The sequence below is a fragment of the Rhabdobacter roseus genome (assembly GCF_014202275.1).
GTDB lineage: Bacteria > Bacteroidota > Bacteroidia > Cytophagales > Spirosomataceae > Rhabdobacter > Rhabdobacter roseus.
On the sequence record NZ_JACHGF010000002.1, the window covers coordinates 339,157 to 355,815 of the forward strand.

The 16,659-nt window shown below is 52.1% G+C and carries 14 protein-coding genes and 6 tRNA genes; 9 read left to right on the forward strand and 11 right to left on the reverse strand.

Annotation, left to right across the window (positions count from 1 at the left end):
• The first annotated feature begins 166 nt into the window (after positions 1-166).
• Positions 167-240, forward strand: a tRNA-Met gene (locus tag HNQ92_RS06410).
• Between the two features lie 83 nt (positions 241-323).
• Here the strand turns inward: HNQ92_RS06410 and holA are convergent.
• Together holA and HNQ92_RS06420 are read right to left on the reverse strand one after the other, a co-directional pair.
• Complete coding sequence (gene holA / locus HNQ92_RS06415; RefSeq protein ID WP_184172351.1) at positions 324-1,343, reverse strand: DNA polymerase III subunit delta; 1,020 nt, start codon at positions 1,341-1,343, stop codon at positions 324-326.
• A 31-nt stretch (positions 1,344-1,374) separates the two neighbouring features.
• Complete coding sequence (locus tag HNQ92_RS06420) at positions 1,375-1,989, reverse strand: acyl carrier protein phosphodiesterase (protein WP_184172353.1); 615 nt, start codon at positions 1,987-1,989, stop codon at positions 1,375-1,377.
• A 106-nt stretch (positions 1,990-2,095) separates the two neighbouring features.
• On the opposite strand from HNQ92_RS06420, the gene HNQ92_RS06425 reads away from it, so the two are divergent.
• A complete protein-coding gene (locus HNQ92_RS06425) occupies positions 2,096-2,608 on the forward strand; it encodes an FKBP-type peptidyl-prolyl cis-trans isomerase (protein ID WP_184172355.1) in 513 nt (170 codons plus the stop codon).
• Between the two features lie 56 nt (positions 2,609-2,664).
• Here HNQ92_RS06425 and HNQ92_RS06430 read toward each other — a convergent pair whose 3' ends face one another.
• The gene (locus HNQ92_RS06430; RefSeq protein WP_184172357.1) at positions 2,665-3,156 is read right to left on the reverse strand and encodes a deoxycytidylate deaminase; all 492 of its coding nucleotides are present in this window, start codon (positions 3,154-3,156) and stop codon (positions 2,665-2,667) included.
• Between the two features lie 70 nt (positions 3,157-3,226).
• Between HNQ92_RS06430 and HNQ92_RS06435 the strand changes: the two genes are divergently transcribed.
• On the forward strand, positions 3,227-4,306 hold the full coding sequence (locus tag HNQ92_RS06435; protein ID WP_184172359.1) for a DUF922 domain-containing protein: 1,080 nt from the start codon (positions 3,227-3,229) through the stop codon (positions 4,304-4,306).
• Positions 4,307-4,312: 6 nt separating this feature from the next.
• On the opposite strand, the gene HNQ92_RS06440 is transcribed toward HNQ92_RS06435, so the two are convergent.
• From HNQ92_RS06440 to HNQ92_RS06460, 5 genes are all read right to left on the reverse strand, one after another.
• Positions 4,313-5,638, reverse strand: coding sequence for an ABC1 kinase family protein (locus HNQ92_RS06440; RefSeq protein WP_184172361.1), 1,326 nt, complete (start codon positions 5,636-5,638; stop codon positions 4,313-4,315).
• Entirely contained in the window at positions 5,635-6,288 is a 654-nt protein-coding gene (locus HNQ92_RS06445; RefSeq protein ID WP_184172363.1) for a TetR family transcriptional regulator C-terminal domain-containing protein, read from the reverse strand. The genes HNQ92_RS06440 and HNQ92_RS06445 overlap by 4 nt, the downstream gene beginning before the upstream one ends.
• Before the next feature lie 214 nt (positions 6,289-6,502).
• Positions 6,503-8,614: a ComEC/Rec2 family competence protein gene (locus tag HNQ92_RS06450; protein WP_246439726.1), complete on the reverse strand. Its 2,112-nt coding sequence runs from the start codon at positions 8,612-8,614 to the stop codon at positions 6,503-6,505.
• 6 nt (positions 8,615-8,620) lie between these two features.
• Positions 8,621-9,967, reverse strand: a complete 1,347-nt coding sequence (locus tag HNQ92_RS06455; RefSeq protein ID WP_184172368.1) for a M43 family zinc metalloprotease — start codon at positions 9,965-9,967, stop codon at positions 8,621-8,623.
• Positions 9,948-10,895, reverse strand: coding sequence for a PhoH family protein (locus tag HNQ92_RS06460; protein ID WP_184172370.1), 948 nt, complete (start codon positions 10,893-10,895; stop codon positions 9,948-9,950). Before HNQ92_RS06460 ends, HNQ92_RS06455 begins: the two co-directional genes overlap by 20 nt.
• Before the next feature lie 244 nt (positions 10,896-11,139).
• Here HNQ92_RS06460 and dnaB point away from each other — a divergent pair, with 244 nt between their 5' ends.
• Complete coding sequence (gene dnaB, locus HNQ92_RS06465) at positions 11,140-12,759, forward strand: replicative DNA helicase (protein WP_184172372.1); 1,620 nt, start codon at positions 11,140-11,142, stop codon at positions 12,757-12,759.
• 92 nt (positions 12,760-12,851) lie between these two features.
• On the opposite strand, the gene rlmD is transcribed toward dnaB, so the two are convergent.
• The 3 genes from rlmD to HNQ92_RS06480 all read right to left on the reverse strand — a co-directional run bounded on the left by rlmD (position 12,852) and on the right by HNQ92_RS06480 (position 15,602).
• Positions 12,852-14,249, reverse strand: coding sequence for a 23S rRNA (uracil(1939)-C(5))-methyltransferase RlmD (gene rlmD, locus HNQ92_RS06470; RefSeq protein WP_184172374.1), 1,398 nt, complete (start codon positions 14,247-14,249; stop codon positions 12,852-12,854).
• A 311-nt stretch (positions 14,250-14,560) separates the two neighbouring features.
• Positions 14,561-15,019, reverse strand: coding sequence for a CHRD domain-containing protein (locus tag HNQ92_RS06475; RefSeq protein WP_184172376.1), 459 nt, complete (start codon positions 15,017-15,019; stop codon positions 14,561-14,563).
• A 160-nt stretch (positions 15,020-15,179) separates the two neighbouring features.
• Positions 15,180-15,602, reverse strand: coding sequence for an SH3 domain-containing protein (locus HNQ92_RS06480; protein ID WP_184172378.1), 423 nt, complete (start codon positions 15,600-15,602; stop codon positions 15,180-15,182).
• Between the two features lie 384 nt (positions 15,603-15,986).
• On the opposite strand from HNQ92_RS06480, the gene HNQ92_RS06485 reads away from it, so the two are divergent.
• From HNQ92_RS06485 to HNQ92_RS06505, 5 genes are all read left to right on the forward strand, one after another.
• Positions 15,987-16,059: transfer RNA gene (locus tag HNQ92_RS06485), tRNA-Lys, on the forward strand.
• A 188-nt stretch (positions 16,060-16,247) separates the two neighbouring features.
• Positions 16,248-16,320, forward strand: a tRNA-Lys gene (locus tag HNQ92_RS06490).
• 25 nt (positions 16,321-16,345) lie between these two features.
• Positions 16,346-16,433: transfer RNA gene (locus HNQ92_RS06495), tRNA-Lys, on the forward strand.
• A 25-nt stretch (positions 16,434-16,458) separates the two neighbouring features.
• A tRNA-Lys gene (locus HNQ92_RS06500) sits at positions 16,459-16,546 on the forward strand.
• Positions 16,547-16,553: 7 nt separating this feature from the next.
• Positions 16,554-16,637 (forward strand) — tRNA-Leu (locus HNQ92_RS06505).
• The last annotated feature ends 22 nt before the right edge of the window (positions 16,638-16,659 follow it).

Below are 16,659 nucleotides of genomic sequence, written 5' to 3' on the forward strand. Positions count from 1 at the left end.
CTTACTATCAAATAATTACTCAGTCTATGGCCCCTAAGCTAAAGAAAATCCTGCGGGGCCATTTTGCAGGAGTAGGATTCTTGTAATTTAAACGACCGCAGCGAAATATACAAAATATGTTGCGGCATATTTTTTTTTAGCCTAGTTTTGCCAAAAAATAAGACGCGGCGGGGTAGCTCAGATGGTTAGAGCGCAGGATTCATAACCCTGAGGTCACGAGTTCGATTCTCGTCTCCGCTACGCAGAAAGGGCCTTTTTCGGGCCCTTTCTTTTTTTGGTACAACCTAGCTAAAACTCGAACAAAAGGTACCTGGGTGGCCTTCCTAATGCAGCATCTTAAAAACCAGCTCTTTCAAAAGTTCTCCTTCGCTGGTAGCGCCCCCTTCCACGCCCTTCAGCTGGCTGTCGCAGTGGCGTAGGTAATGAATGATCCGGGCCGCTTTGGCCATGGGATAATGACGGGCCGCGAGCGTATAGTCTTTGACAAAGTACGGATTAACGCCCAACGCGCTGGCCAGGCCGCGCTCGGAACGGTCGGCGGTGGCGTGGGTAATCAGTACCTTGCTAAAAAAGCCGTAGAGAATGATCAGCATCGGGGCCAGGGGATTATCCTTGGGATTGGCGGCAAAGTGAGCGGCAATCTGATTGGCCTTCAGAACATCGCGCTGGATGAGGGCTTTCTGAAACTCAAACACATTGTACTCTTTGCTAATACCCACGTAGCGCTCCACCAGGTCGGCGTCGATGCCATCGCCCACACGCAGGTTCACCATTACTTTCTGGATCTCGTTCGTCAAGCGCTTGAGGTCGTTACCGATGTTATCTACCAGCATCTGGATGGCCTTAGGGCTAATCTTCACGCCTTCCGCCCGGCAGTAGTTTCCTACCCACTCGGGTAGTTTGTTATCATACAACTTTTTGGATTGAACCACCACGCCGTGTTGGTTAAAGGCCTTCACGAACGTTTTGCGCTCGTCGGCTTTGGCATGAAAGCAAAAGACCAGTACCGTACTGCTCAGCGGATTCAGAACGTAGTCTTCCAGCCGGGCCTGGTGGTCTTTTTGATCGATTCCGCCCAGCCGTTGTGCTTCTTTGACCAGCACCAGCTGGCGCTCAGCCATGAAGGGGTACCTGCGGGCGTAGCTAAGTACCCCCGCTACGTCGGTATCTTTCCCATAAAGCACAAACTGGTTGAAGTCTTTTTCGGATTCGGGGACTACCCTATTTTCCAGCTCCTCGGACAGCGTATCCAGGTAGTAGGGTTCGTCGCCGTACAGGAAATAAACGGGCTTAAACTGCTTGCTGCGAATTTCTTTCAGAACGGATTCGGGCGTAGTGGCCATAAGTCGGGGGGTACTTTGAATAGAACTAACTTTACCGGGTGTGGTGATCTTGGTGCTGAAGAATAAACAAGGCCGAGGCTTGCATCAGCTCCGGAAAAAAAAGCTTAAAGGCTGTATGGTAGTAATCAAAATGGGTCAGCAATTCTTTTTCGGCGCCCCGGAGGTCCTGCATGAAAGCAAAGCGCCGCGACAGCCCGTCCAGCGAACGCCGGATGCCGTCGATGCTCCGATAGCCGCGCAGCCAGTCGTACTGGATCATAGCCTGCGCCATGGGACGCATCGCCTGCGGGATGGCACTGTTTTTTTGTTGGATGAGCGCATACATTGTATCGACAAATATAGAAAACGGTACCTGATTATAGTGGTTAAAATCCAGCGCTAAAAAATGGTCAAAATAGATATCCCCCGCCACGCCGGCAGTTTTCCCATGCTGCACTGCAATGCGGCGCTTCATATCCCTTACCACCGGATGCGCATCGGTGTACGAGTCGATAAACCGGTGCAAACGTACCCCCAGCAGGAAGTCCGGATGCCAGGACCGGGTCTTTTCGTCGGTCAGGCGTCCTTTAATAAAGTCGGCCACGAAATTCCCCAGGATGATCTCCTCGTTGGTTCCGGACAGGAGCAAATGGGCTAAAAAATTCATCGAAAGGGAGATTTTTACAAAATAAACGTAGGTTTGCGTAAGCGTAGTCTCAGCAAACCTAGCATAGATTTACCAATAAAAACCATTATTCTAACCAAACAAGCAAATGAAAATAGAAAAAAATAAGGTAGTTGTGTTGGCTTATAATCTCAGCATCCCGGATCAGGACGGCGAGATGGATCTGGTAGAAACCGTTAACGATTCGGAACCGATGGCGTTTATATTTGGGCACAGCGGACTACCCGATGGCTTTGAAGTAGAGCTGGACGGCCTGTCGGCGGGCGATACTTTTGACTTCACCATTGACCCGGAAGGTGGCTACGGAGAATTTGACCCCGAAGCGGTGGTGGAGCTCCCCAAAGACATTTTTCAGGTAGATGACGTGGATCAGGCCGAGCTGCTCGAAATCGGAAACATGATCCCGATGACCAACGAAGAAGGTGAGCGCCTCCAGGGCCAGGTCGTGGAAGTAAAGGACGACGTGGTGGTGATGGACTTCAACCATCCCTTGGCCGGCAAAGCCATGCACTTCGAAGGCCGGGTACTTTCCGTGCGGGATGCCACGCCCGAGGAGCTGGATCACGGCCACGTACACGGCCAGGGCGGTGTTGACCACTAAAAAGTACCCGCTTGGCCCGGATCGTTTTGTTTTATAAAGTACCCCCCAAAGGTACTTTATAAAACAACCCCGGTACCCGCTCCGTATTGCTCCACCTCCACGCCAAATCTTCTTAAAAATTCTACTCCTTCCTCCACGCCGATTCCTTTATAGGCGGCGTACGAATCCAGGTAAAGTACCTTTTGAATTTTCATGGTATAAATCACCCGCGCGCAGGCAATGCAGGGGGCCAGCGTAATGTATAAGGTAGAACCTTCGATGTTGGATCCGTTCTTGACGGCGTACAAGATGGCGTTTTGCTCGGCGTGAAGCGCCAGCGAGCAGCTCCCTTTAGCGTCGCGCGGGCAGCCCGTCTCGGGAAATTCCTCGTCGCAATTGTGCGTACCGGCGGGGGGGCCGTTGTAGCCAATGGAAATAATACGGGTATCTTTGGCCAGTACGGCTCCCACCTGCGCCTTAAGACAGTGCGACCGGCGCGCCAGATTCTTGGCCAGCTCCATGAATATATCGTCAAAATTGGGGCGGGGATTCAATATGGTTTTGCTCATTACCGGCGTTTATGTAAAGAATTTGCAAATTAGAAAAAGCATGGCGTTGATTCCAAGGTTTACCCCAAACTTGCTGAAAATTGGTTGGCTGCTGGTGCTGCTACTGCCTACCCTTTCGGCTTGGGCTCAGGAGCCGCTCCTGCTTTCACTACAAAAAGACAAAATCAGCTTGCCGTCCAGCCGCTTGTACTACGTACTGGACGTGTTGGATAAACGTACTTCCCGCCCCCGGGCTTTCGGTGAGCTGATTGAATACACCCGCCCCCGCCCCGTTGCATTTTCTTCGTCGATGGAGCGCAGCTTGTACGAATTTTGGTCCAACTCCACGCCGCATCGCCGCGAGGAATCCATTCCGCTGGTGATTACGCTGGACGAGCTCCGGCTGAACGAGAAACGAATTGGCCCTAACCGGGTCGAAGGAAAACTTTCTATCTCCGTGATTTTTGGCTGGAACCGGCAGGGAACCGACCTCCAGCTCACGACCTACCAGGCCAACACCGCTTACACCCGGCCCGAAACGCCCTACGATCACGAGCTACTGGTGCGCCGGATGCTCAGCGCGGCCCTCACGCATTTTGATACCTGGATGAAAGTCAACGAGGGTCGGCACCCGCTGCTGGTTCGGGGTGTAAAGCTGGTCATTCGGGACGTAGAACACGCCGATAAGTTGGATACCGTTTTTTATCATCCGCAGCGCCCCCTTACCTGGAACGACTTCCGGGGCAGCAGCGACCGGCCGGCCAGCCGCTACGGTGCGGCAGTTTTTACCAGCCTGGCCTACGAGGGGAACTCCCGGGTGAACGGCAAGTACCTGGAGGCTGAGGTACGCGTGAAGGTATACATGGTACGGAGCTTGTCCTGGGGCCTACCCAGCCAGCGAAACAGCTACACGCTGCGGCACGAGCAGCTTCACTTCGACATCACGCGCCTGGTGGCGGAACGTTTCAAGGAGCGCCTCAAAAAAATGGATCTGACCGTCGAGGATTACGACAGCCAGATCCAGTATGAGTTTTTGGAAGCGTACCGGGAAATGGACCGGGAACAGAAAAAATACGACAGAGAAACCAACCACGGGCTCAACATCAGTACCCAGGCGGCCTTCGACCGGAGTATTTCGGAAGAAATTGCCCGCATTTATCAGCTCAACTAAGTACCCCTAGCCAAGTACCTTCTGGCTCCGCAGCCACGCGGGCTTGTGCGTCACCACCCGGGCTTTCAGTTCGTTCAGGATCGAGTAGAGGCCAAAGTAGGTGCGGTTGACGTACAGCCCGTGCTGAGACCCCCGCGCTACTTTAGAGTTTTTCAGGGCCTCTACTTTGGCCAACTCATCGGCAAAAGCATAGACCGAGTCGAAGTACGTTTCATCACCAAAGTCAAATGCATCGGCGGCAAAGGGTTTGCCCAGCAGCCGGGTCATCTCTTTGAAGAGCTCCGTGAAGAGCTGCTTGTCGCGCGCGTTATCCTCGGCCACAATAAATTCCAATTCCAGGAAAATCTGGTTCGTAAGTACCTCGTCGTCGAGCGTATCAGGATTAATGAGGGCAAAGTAGCTATCGTAGAAATCGTCGGGAATGACCTTCACGCAGCCAAAATCAATGACGCCCAAGGTACCATCCGGCCGCATCAGGAAATTGCCGGGGTGCGGGTCGGCGTGAACCTGCCGCAGGCTATGTACCTGAAAATCATAAAAATCCCAGAGCGCCTGCCCAATCTGGTCGCGTACGGTCTGTGATGGATTCTCCTTCAGAAAATCTTTCAGGTGCTGGCCCTCCAGCCAGTCCATGGTCAGAATGCGGCTCGCCGACAGCTCGGGGTAGTAGTTGGGAAATACCAGCCGGGGAATGTGCGCGCAGGCCTGCGAGATTTCCTGCGAGCGCCGTAGCTCCAGTTCGTAGTTGGTTTCTTCCAGCAGCTTGGATTCTACCTCGCCCATGTAGCGATCCAGGTCCTGCTCATTCAGACTAAAAAGCCGCACGGCCATGGGACGTACCATGCGTAGGTCGGAGCTGATGCTGTCGGCCACGCCGGGGTACTGGATTTTCACGGCCAGCTTTTTACCGTCTTTGTGCGCCACGTGTACCTGCCCAATGGAAGCCGCATTGGCGGCTTTCATCTCGAATTCATCATAAAGTTCCGTGGGTGTTTGGCCCAGGTACTTTCGAAAGGTCTTCACCACCAGCGGCCCCGAAAGCGGCGGTGCCGAGTACTGCGACATCTGAAACCGATCCACGTAGGCGCGCGGCAGGATGTTCCGGTCCATACTGAGCATCTGAGCTACTTTCAGAGCCGAGCCCTTGAGCTCGCTCAGCGAGTCGTAAATATCGGTGGCGTTGTCCTGGTGGAGTTCTTCTTTGGTTAACGAAGGGTCAACCATCTTTTTTACGTTGTATTTCAGGTAGTTTCCTCCAATTTTCACCCCCGTTTTTACAAAGCGCGTGGCGCGGGCTACTTTGGAGGTAGGAATTGATGCTTGCTCTTTCATGGCATACGGTTCTGATACATAAATTTGGCCAGGTCCAGCACGGAGTCTACGACCGACGGCCCTAGCAGGTCAAAGCTGGTGTTGACGGTTTTCTCAATGGCCGTGTCGGTACTTTCAAAGCCCCGACTGGTGTCTTTGACCCAAAAATCCAGCAAGTACAGGCACTGCGCCCACAGCCCGTCCACGTAGCGGTCCGAAAGTACCGGGCGGATCACCACCTCCTTACTCTCCCGGCCTTCCAGCATGAGCTCGGTGGCAAAATTGTAAAAAGCGGTTTTGAAAGCCGCCAAATGCCCTACCGGCCTGGTCATGGGCAGGCGCTGGGAAGTAGACGGCAGGCGCTTGTAGCTATAAACCACAAAGCTACGGTCCTTTTTCAGGATCTCGACCCAGGTGTAGTAAAAGGCCAGTAGCTTCTCGCGCACAGAGTACTGCTGGTATACTTCTTCTGCCTCGACGGCACCCAGCGCCTGCTCGAAGTACCTCAACCAGGCATCCTGTTCGATGGACTCGAAATTAGTGTAATAATCATAGAATTCGGCTTCGCTCATTTTTAATTTTTTCATAAAAATGAACACTGAAGGAGGTTCGGCCCCGTTGGCGAGCACGTGGTCTCGGTAGGCCTGCTGTATTTTTTCTATCTTTTCCATAGGATACTTAAACGGGTGTTTATTCAAATAGTTTAGGGTACTTTCGGGAAAAAGTACCACCCAAAGGTACCTGGGCCAATTCCAGTCGAAATGACGCAATCGGAAGCCCGGCTGTGGGAATGGATACGTGGTGGTTGGCAAACTAACTGGAAAACATTACCAGCTCGTTTACAACTACTTAACTACTTTACCTTCATTTCACTCACCAAGTACTTTAACGAAGAACCAAGGCCCCTTCGGTGGTCGGGTCGTAGTAGCGATAGCCCTGTTGGGCCAGGATCTCTTTCCAGCGCTCTCGGGTACGTACGCCCATTTGTCCGCCCAAAATGTATAACGTTCTGGAGGGCTCTGACCATTCATTCGGCTGGGAAGATTGGACGGAGAATGGGTTCTCACGGGGATAGGTACGGGAAGTCAGCAAGACGTAGTCCACCGCCGCCGCCGAAGGTACCCCCTCGCCCGCGTACAAAGTACCTCCCGGCCAGGCCACCAAAGTACCCCCCGAAACCTGCCGCACTACTACCCGCGAGGAGGTACCTTGCCCGCCGGGCGCAAGAAAAACGGTGTCCTGGATCAGTTGCTGGATCTGGTAGTTTTCCAACCGGAAACGGTAGGCGTTGGTATCTTGACGGAAAGCTTCGTCCGCAAGAAGATACAAGGTACTTTGGTCCTTGATACTCAGTACGCTGTGGCGTGGCACGGCATGCACCACCAGCTGTTGCCGGTGGTAGGTACGTAGGCTATGGGTAGTGGCATACAAGAAAAAAACGAGCGCCACGCCCGCCAGGTACTTGAGCGTGGTCCACTCCCGACGGCGATAGGTGTAGTATGCTCCCAAAATGAGAACCAGCAGCAGGACGACCTCCACCCGGTCAAGATACAGGCCCTGAGCGCTATAGCCGGGAAGGCGGCTGGGAAAGGTAACCAGCCAGTTGGTAGCCAGCGCCGCCATATATACCACCACATGCACTACCGTAAAAAGGGCCTTGAACGGTAACAGACTCACGATCACCAGGGCCAGTGCCCCCGGCATGAGCACAAACGCCAGCGCCACCACCAGCGGATTCACGAGCCAGAAGTACACCGGAAATTGATGAAAATAGTAGACGCTCACCGGAAAGGTCAACAGCTGCGCCGACACCGACACGGCCGTAGCACGCCACAGGTACCTAAGCAGAAAATGCTCCGTACTGATAAGGCGCTCGATGGGCCGGTAAAAAAGCAATATGCCCAACACAGCCAGGTACGAGAGCTGGAAACCCACCGCGTAGAGCGCAAAAGGATCAAAGAGCAAAATCAGAAACGCCGAAAAGGCCAGGGTGTTGACGGGCTCCGCCCGGCGATTAAAGACCTCGGCCACTACCCACACCAGGCACATGCAGGTAGCCCGCAGTACCGAGGGCGACAGGCCGGTGAGGAGGGCGTAAAAAAGCAGCAAGGCCGTCAGAATCACCAAGTAAAGGTACTTACCCAAGGGGTACTTTTTGAGCCAACCGAGCCCCAGGCTCAGCAACAAAAAGAAAATGCCCACGTGCAGCCCCGACACCGACAGTACGTGTACGGCCCCGGACGTGGAGTAGCTCCCAATCAGGTCGTTACGGAGGTCGTCGCGGCGCCCGAGTAGCATGGCTTTCAGTAGCCCGTAGGCGTCGTCATGCTGTAAGGATTGGCGTAGGCTGCGGTCAGCCCAGTCGGACACGCGGCTGCTCCAGTAGCGCGGGCCCCGGGCGGGAAAAGGTACCACCCGGTACTTTTCCGGCGCGAGGTAGTCGGTCCAGGCAACTCCTTTGAAGCGCAAAAAGCGGCGGTAATCGAATTCTGCGGGATTGAGCGGCTCGGGCGGACGCTTCAGTTGCTGTTGTACCAGCAGGGCCTCTCCCGGCTTAGGGAGCAAGGCGGCCTCCTGGGGTAGCGACAAGTACGCCCGCGCCGGAGCAGGTACCCAGCCCGTTTCGGTTCGGATTTTGGTTACCTCTGCCTCCACCCGAAACGTAGACTGCCTTTTTTCGGGCAAAGATTTGACTACCGCCAGGTAGGCCGTGTAGGGAGTTTTTTCCAGGGCCGCTACCTGCTCAAGGTACTTGTCATGATGAAGACTGGCCGCCAGGTACCCCAGCAGGGGTATTGTTACGCCCAAAATAAGGCCTGAATAGATTATGCCTCTATTCCAAAAGCCAGCGATGACCAAATACACGAGGCCCGCCGAGAGCAGTGGTAGCGAAAGGGCATTCGGTATAAAGTACCCCCGATCGGCTAAGAAAGGATGAATAACAATGCCTGTTATCAATAACAGGGTTAATCGGAGAAAGGGTATACGATACCACATCGAAGGCTATTTAACCACCACAAACCGCTTGGTGACGGTTTCGAGCCGGGTGCGGGCCCGAACAAAGTACATGCCCGGAGGATAGGTACTTACATCCAGCGGAATCCGGCGACTATACAAGCTTTGAAAATCAAGAGTTTGTAACAAGACACCTCTGGCATCATACACCAGAAGCGTTAAATCCTGAAAATCAGCAAAACGCACGTCGAGTTTGAGTTCGGTAAGCTCGTTGGTGATGGGGTTAGGAAAAATTTCTACCGTCAGGTTGTCGGTAGGCTCTAGGCGCCCCTCTCGGGCAAACTCCACCAACCTCGCCCTGCGCGGACTCAGCGCCAGTACCGCCTGCATCCGTTCGGCCTGGCACTTGGTAAAAATATTCATGCAGGAATCGGGCGAGTAATCGAGGTAGTTTTCGATCATGTTTCGGGTTGTTGGTCCCAGGCAATTCGAAAATTTATCGGTACAGACCGTGGTACGGTTAGCATCCAAGGTAGGTGGGGTGTCGTCACAATAATCGGTACCGCAGTCAACATCGCCCCAGGTATGGATCAGCCCCAGCCAGTGCCCTACCTCGTGGGTAGTGGTGCGGCCCAGGTTGTAGATCCGGCTGGTGATGGCGCCCGTCTGGCGACCAAAGAACCGGAAATCGATGATGACGCCGTCGGTACGTTCAAAGGATTCGTTGGCGTTGTCCAGGCCTCCTACGCCCTCTACCGAAGGAAACTGCGCAATGCCCAGGTAGGTACCAGACAGCCTACATACCCAAATGTTTAGGTACTTATCCGACGGCCAGTAGGCAATGTTGGACAAAAGCTGATCGTCCGTAAAGGGATTAAAACTGGTCCGTTGGGTGTACTGCGTGCGGGTAATGCCGCTAGTCGAACGCCCTTCTGGGTCAAGGTCAGCCAGGTAAAATTCAATGCGGGTATCGGCCCCGACGGGGTTGGTATTGAAGCCACGGGTACCTGGCTCCCGGCGGTAATCTTCGTTAAGTACCTCAATCTGACTACTGATCTGCTCATCCGAAATATTCGGATTATTAATACCACCGATTGACCCAGGCTCCTGGTCGTGGATCACGTGCACCACTACCGGAATCCGGATGATCTCGTCGGTCTGGCGAAGCCGCGCCCGGTTGGTCTGCATGTATTCCTGAATGCGTTGCTCCGTGCGCTGCCGGTTGAGCCGCCATTGCGGCTCCCGAATCGACCGCTCGATGTCCCGCTCCACGCTTACGCAGCGAATCAGAGCCGAATCTGGTAGTTGTTGGGCCGAAGACGTCCCTACAACTACCAGATATAATCCTGCAAGTACCCCCAGCCAGTGGCCAACTCTATTTTTCGGATTTTTCATACGCGGCCAGTATATCTTTCACCAGTCGATGACGAACCACGTCGCTTCCGTCGAGTTCCACAAAACTTATTCCTTTAATTCCCTTCAAAACGGCAATCGAATCAATCAGGCCCGATTTTTGGTTTTTGGGCAAGTCAACCTGGGACATATCACCCGTGATGATGGCCTTGGAGCTGGGGCCCATGCGGGTAAGAAACATTTTCATCTGCATGGGGGTGGTATTCTGGGCCTCATCGAGCAGGATAAAAGCATTGTTCAGCGTTCTACCGCGCATGTAAGCCAGGGGCGCAATCTCCACGATGCGGTTTTCAAGGTAGTACTTTAGCTTTTCGGGCGCAATCATGTCGTCCAGGGCGTCGTAGATAGGGCGCAGGTACGGGTCGATCTTCTCTTTGAGATCCCCCGGCAGAAAACCCAGGTTTTCGCCCGCTTCTACCGCCGGACGGGTGATGATAATTTTCTTCACCTCCTTGTTTTTCAAGGCTTTGACGGCAATCGCCACGGCCGTATAAGTTTTACCGGTACCCGCCGGGCCCACCGCAAACACCAGGTCAAACTGGGCGGCGGCTTCCACGAGTCGCTTTTGGTTAGGTGTCTTGGCCTTGACAACGATCCCTTTATTTCCGTAAATAATGACGTCGGCATCTTCTACGGTACCCGCCTCCGCATCTTTAACGTACCCGCTCAGGTACCTTTTCACGTTATCGTTGGTCACTTTGCCGTACTTCTGATAGTGAATCAGCAACGACTCCATCACATCCGTGATACGAACGATCTCGGGGGCCGTGCCCTGAATCCGGATCTCGTTCCCGCGGGAAATAATTTTGCTTTCGGGAAAAGCGGCAGCTACTTCTCTGATATTATTGTTGTGTACTCCCAGAAAGTCCACCAGAGATACATCTTCGAGTGTGATTATTTTTTCTACCAAATGCTGAAAACAGGTTAGTGAGTATGGCTTAAATGTGAATAAAATTTAGTAATAATAGAAACGATTTTGCCGACGAGACGTTCTTTTTTTATTAAAATCTCGACAATTAACAACGATAGAATTTCTGCAATTGTTCAATCGTCTCAGTATCAAACCAGGAAAAATTTGAGGCCTTCGCATCTAAAAATTAGTTTACCGCCGTCCTTTGGTCTCTGCCGGGCAATGCGTAATATTGTGTTTACATATGGAAAACGAAAAGACATTCAACTTTCTGAAAAAATCAGGCTCCAACGCTCCCAATTCGGGCCGGGCCACGGGCAGCAACCGCTGGCTGGGCAACGACGGCAGTATGGGAAAGCTTCCGCCCCAGGCCGTGGATCTGGAGGAAGCGGTGCTGGGTGCCCTGATGATCGAAAAGGATGCTCTTTCTACGGTGGCGGACATTCTGAAGCCCGATAGCTTTTATAAAGAATCGCACCAGCGTATTTACGGTGCCATCATCAACTTATTTGCCAACTCCGAGCCCATTGACCTGCTGACGGTCACGGCCAAGCTGCGCAGCACGGGTGAGTTAGAGCTCGTGGGCGGGGCCCCCTACATTACTGAGCTCACTTCCAAGGTCAATTCGGCCGCGAACATCGAGTACCACGCCCGCATCATTTCGCAGGCCTCCATCAAGCGGGAGCTCATCAAAATATCGTCCGAGATCCAACGGGAGTCTTTTGAGGATACTACCGACGTGTTCCATTTGCTGGACAAAATGGAGCAGGCGCTCTTTACCATTTCCGAATCGAACATTCGCAAGAATTTCTCGGACATGGGCGCGCTCATGCGCCAGGCGCTGGACGAGCTCGACAAGAAAAAGAACAACACCGACGGCCTCACGGGGGTACCTTCGGGTTTTAGTGCGCTGGACCGCCTCACGTCGGGCTGGCAACGTACCGAGCTCATCATCCTGGCTGCTAGGCCCGGGATGGGGAAAACGGCTTTTGTTGTGTCTTCGCTGCGCAATGCCGCCGTGGAGTTCAACATGCCGGTAGCCATCTTCTCGCTGGAGATGTCCTCGGTACAGCTGGTGAATCGTTTGATCTCCGCGGAAGCCGAAATAGAAGGTGAAAAACTACGCAAGGGTAGTTTAGCCCCCCACGAATGGGCCCAAATGCACCACCGGATCAACCGCCTGACCAACGCGCCTATTTTCATTGACGACACCCCCGCCCTCTCCATTCTGGAACTACGGGCGAAGTGTCGCCGCTTGAAAGCCCAGCACGACATTCAGATGATCGTCATTGACTACCTGCAATTAATGACGGGCGATACCGGCGGGAAGTTTGGTGGTAACCGCGAACAGGAAATTGCCTCGATTTCCCGCGCCTTGAAAAACCTGGCCAAAGAGCTGGATGTACCCGTCATTGCCCTATCGCAGCTGAGCCGGGCCGTAGAAACGCGCGGGGGCGAAAAAAGACCCCAGCTTTCTGACCTTCGGGAATCGGGTTCCATTGAGCAGGATGCCGACATGGTTATCTTCCTGTACCGGCCCGAGTACTACGGCATCACGCAAGACGAAACCGGAAATTCCGTAGCGGGAATTGGGGAAGTCATTTTGGCCAAAAACCGCAGTGGTTCCCTGGATACGGTGCAGCTCCGGTTTGTGGGCAAGTACACCAAATTCAGCGACCTGGATTCCTACTACTCTCCTTCTACGGCACCGGTTGATCGCCCATTGCCGCCGGTCGCCAACCCTATTTCTTCGTTTGAAGGACAAAACCCGGCAGGTACTCCCGGAAACACCACCTTCCGCAGCAAAGCCAACGACCTGAGTAATTTTGATTATACGGGCCCGACGGAAGAACCGCCTTTTTAAGGTACTTGGTTAGGTACTTTTGTGAGCCCTTTTATAACTACCTTCTAAACTTCGCCTTTTTAAGGTACTTGGTTAGGTACTTGGGGTACTTCTTACTTCTTTACCAGCAGCGCCACATTCTCAACGTGGTGCGTGTGCGGAAACATATCAACCGGCTGTACTTTCGTCACCTCATACGCATCGGCCATCCAGGCCAGATCACGCGCCTGGGTGGCCGAATTGCAACTAACGTACACGATCCGATCGGGCGCGGCCTGGAGGATGGTGGCTACGACTTCGGGGTCCATGCCAGCTCGGGGCGGATCGGTAATCAGGACCTCAGGCCGACCGTGTCGGGCCACAAAGGCAGTATCCAGCAGCCTTTTCATATCCCCGGCGTAGAATTCCGTGTTGGTAATTCCGTTAAGTAACGAATTTTGTCGGGCGTCCTGCACGGCGGCCTCCACGTACTCCACGCCAATGACCTTACGAGCCTGGCGCGCCACGAAGTTAGCTATGGTACCCGTACCCGTATAAAGATCGTACACCAGCTCCTTTCCCGTGAGCCCGGCAAAGTCACGCGTTACTTTAAATAGCGTGTAGGCTTGCTCGGGGTTGGTCTGGTAAAAAGACTTGGGCCCTACTCTGAAGGTGAGATCCTCCATGGTTTCCCGAATGTAAGTCTCACCGGCAAAGTGCATGACCTCCTGATCCTGGTAGGAATCATTTCCTTTAGTATTAACGATGTATTGCAAGGAGGTGATTTCCGGGAAGGTACTTTGCAGGAACTGGAGGGTACTTTGGATCGCCTCCTCATCGTTTTCCGCAAATTGTACAATGACCATCAGGTCGCCCGTATTGGCCGTACGTATGATCAGGTTTCGGACAAGCCCTACATTTTGCCGGATATCATAGTAGTTTAGGCCTGCCGACTCGGTGTACTGGTTTAGCGCATTCCGAATGGCGTTGGAAGGGTCGGGTTGTAGGTGGCAAGTCTCTACGTTAAAGATTTTATCAAAGCGCTTCGGAACGTGAAAACCCAGGGCATTCCGACTGAAGGTACTTCCGGATTGGATTTCATCGGTAGTGAGCCAGCGGTTATTAGAAAAGGTAAATTCCAGCTTATTGCGGTAAAAATGGGTACTTGGAGCCGGAATAATGGCATTAATCAGCACGTTTTTGATGCGTCCGATGCGCTCGAAGTGATCAACGACTTGTTGGCGTTTAAATTGAAGCTGATGCTCGTAGCCAATGTGTTGCCAGCGGCAGCCACCGCACACCCCTTGGTGGCGGCAGTGGGGCTCGGCCCGCAGGGAGGAGTAGCTATGGATTTTTCTGACGACCGCCTCCTGCATTTTCTTTTTTCGGCGCACTACCTCCAAGTCCACGACGTCCCCCGGTGCTACGTTTCCTTCCACAAAAACGACCCCATCTTCCGACTTGTATATACACTTTCCTTCCGCTGCGAAATCCGTAATGGTTACCTTTTCGTATTTTTTCTGTACTGGCATACTGAATTTTTAACTTTCAAAAAAATATCTCCGGGGCCTTGAGAGCCCCGTTTCTAAAACCCAACTTATAGAAACGCGTTCTTTCAACCCACAAAATTAGGATGAAAAAATTTCTCCTTCCCTGCGGATGGAAAATATTCTGGCGGTAGGTCGTTGTGCAAAGCAAAGAAAAATGAGAAAGTACCTGAGGCGAACGAGGGAAAGTACCTAAGTCGGGTACTTGGCCAGATAGTGTGGGCAAAATAAACCGCAGGCGAAGTTTAGATACCCCACCTGCGGCTAAAAGCGATACATGATTTGACTACGTCAGTTTAATTTTCGGCGTCCAGCACGATTTGGCCCCGAATTTCACCGTAGATGTTCGCCGCTGAATAGATGTTGATGTACATCCGGCCAAACATCAGAGCATTCTCTTGGCGTTGGTTCAACGTAACAGAACCCGTAATGGGTGATGAGGCATAATTTGTAAAGGTAAACTCTACAGGGCCCGTTTCCCAGGCTGGCTCCGCCGAATGTATCCGGGCGGCGGTAGGCGTAATGCCTTGATATGAAATATTATAAGTAAGTACTCTGTTGCTTTTGTTGTATTCCAGCACGGCCGCCCCTTGAGCAGAGGAGGTGGTTCTAGGAATGGTGTACTGACTATTAATGGTCGATCTAAATCTCACTATTTCGTCGTTGTGTGGCCCTTCGTCTTTGCAGGCGCTCACGAAGCCTAACATGGCAACTCCCAGTAAGAGGAGCGAGTAGCGTATCAGTATTCTTTTCATAAGGTTATAGATATTGGTTTTGACCGGTTAAATATACGTATAATCATTTCTATAACGATTATTGGGGTATAAGTTGTTTTGAATGTATGGTTTCCCCAGGGTTTCGTTAAAGACTATTTTATGGGTATTTCGAAGTGTTTTTATTCTCCGTTTCAGGAAGTTACACCATCCATAAATCACTGTCTTTTACGTAAACAATTTCGTTGTTCCAGATGGCCATTCGCCAGTGGTCGCGGGAGCCAATGATGGTCAAACGGTGCCCTTTGCTTACTTGTTCGACGATAGGAGCCGCCGCCGATGGATAAGCTCTAAAAAAAGTGTGCTTGTTTTTAACAATTCCGGTGTGGTAGTTATCCGGTATGTTCAGTAGCCCCAGCATCGCTCCTAGATACAATACCAGCGCCCATTTGTGCCGCTTGGGTACATACTCGCAGTTGCGGAGCTTAATGACCATGACCACAAAAACGTACACGCCCAGACTTAGCAGCACGATCGGCACAAATTCACCGTAGCGGCGGTAAAAAATGATGAAGTAGCTATAGTCGTCAAATTCGTAACCTTGCAAGCCATGTTCGCTGGCCATGGTGCTCATTTTTTCCAGCAACAATATACTGGGCTCTTGAAGGGCCAATTGGCTCAATGAATGGAGTGATTGGGTATAGTCTCCGGACTTCTCGGCGAGGTAGGCAAGCTTTAAAAGCAGGTGAGGACTATTTTTTTTTTCGTATTGACTATTTTTTTGGTACAGCGTCCAGGCCTCGGAATAGCGGCCGATAGTGAACAGAGAATCAGCCCTTTTTAGGTCTTCACCCTGTGCCTGCACCGGGTTACTATTGGTCAGCCAAAGTACCCCAGTTAGCCAAATTATTACGTATTTGTTAAGGGAGGCTTGCATAATACTATCAAGTAGTCTAATTTTGCATCGCAATTACGGAAAAGGTCAGGCCTAATCCAAAAGCAAAAACACGATTCTGTAGCTCAGCTGGTAGAGCAATACACTTTTAATGTATGGGTCCTGGGTTCGAATCCCAGCGGAATCACTAAGGAATTTGATTGCCAAATATAGGGTTCCATAGCTCAGCTGGTAGAGCAATGCATTTTTAATGTATGAGTCCTGGGCGGCCGCCGCTGCGGTTCGAATCCCGACTAAATCACTGAGTCAATAAGAGCCTTTATCTTTTGACATATAGTTTTGAAGATCATTTTTTTGTTAAATTGCCAATAATAGGATTCTGTAGCTCAGCTGGTAGAGCAATACACTTTTAATGTATGGGTCCTGGGTTCGAATCCCAGCGGAATCACAAGGAACTTGATTGCCAAATATAGGATTCTGTAGCTCAGCTAGTATAGCAATGCATTTTTAATGTATGAGTCCTGGGCGGCCGCCGCTGCGGTTCGAATCCCAGCGGAATCACAAGGAATTTGATTGCCAAATAAAGGATTCTGTGACTCAGCTAGTATAGCAATGCATTTTTAATGTATGAGTCCTGGGCGGCCGCCGCTGCGGTTCGAATCCCAGCGGAATCACCTACTTGTCCAGGTGGTGGAATTGGTAGACACGCTACTTTGAGGGGGTAGTGCCCGTTCGGGTGTAGGAGTTCGACTCTCCTTCTGGACACTTTTGCTAAACCGCGTTTTTC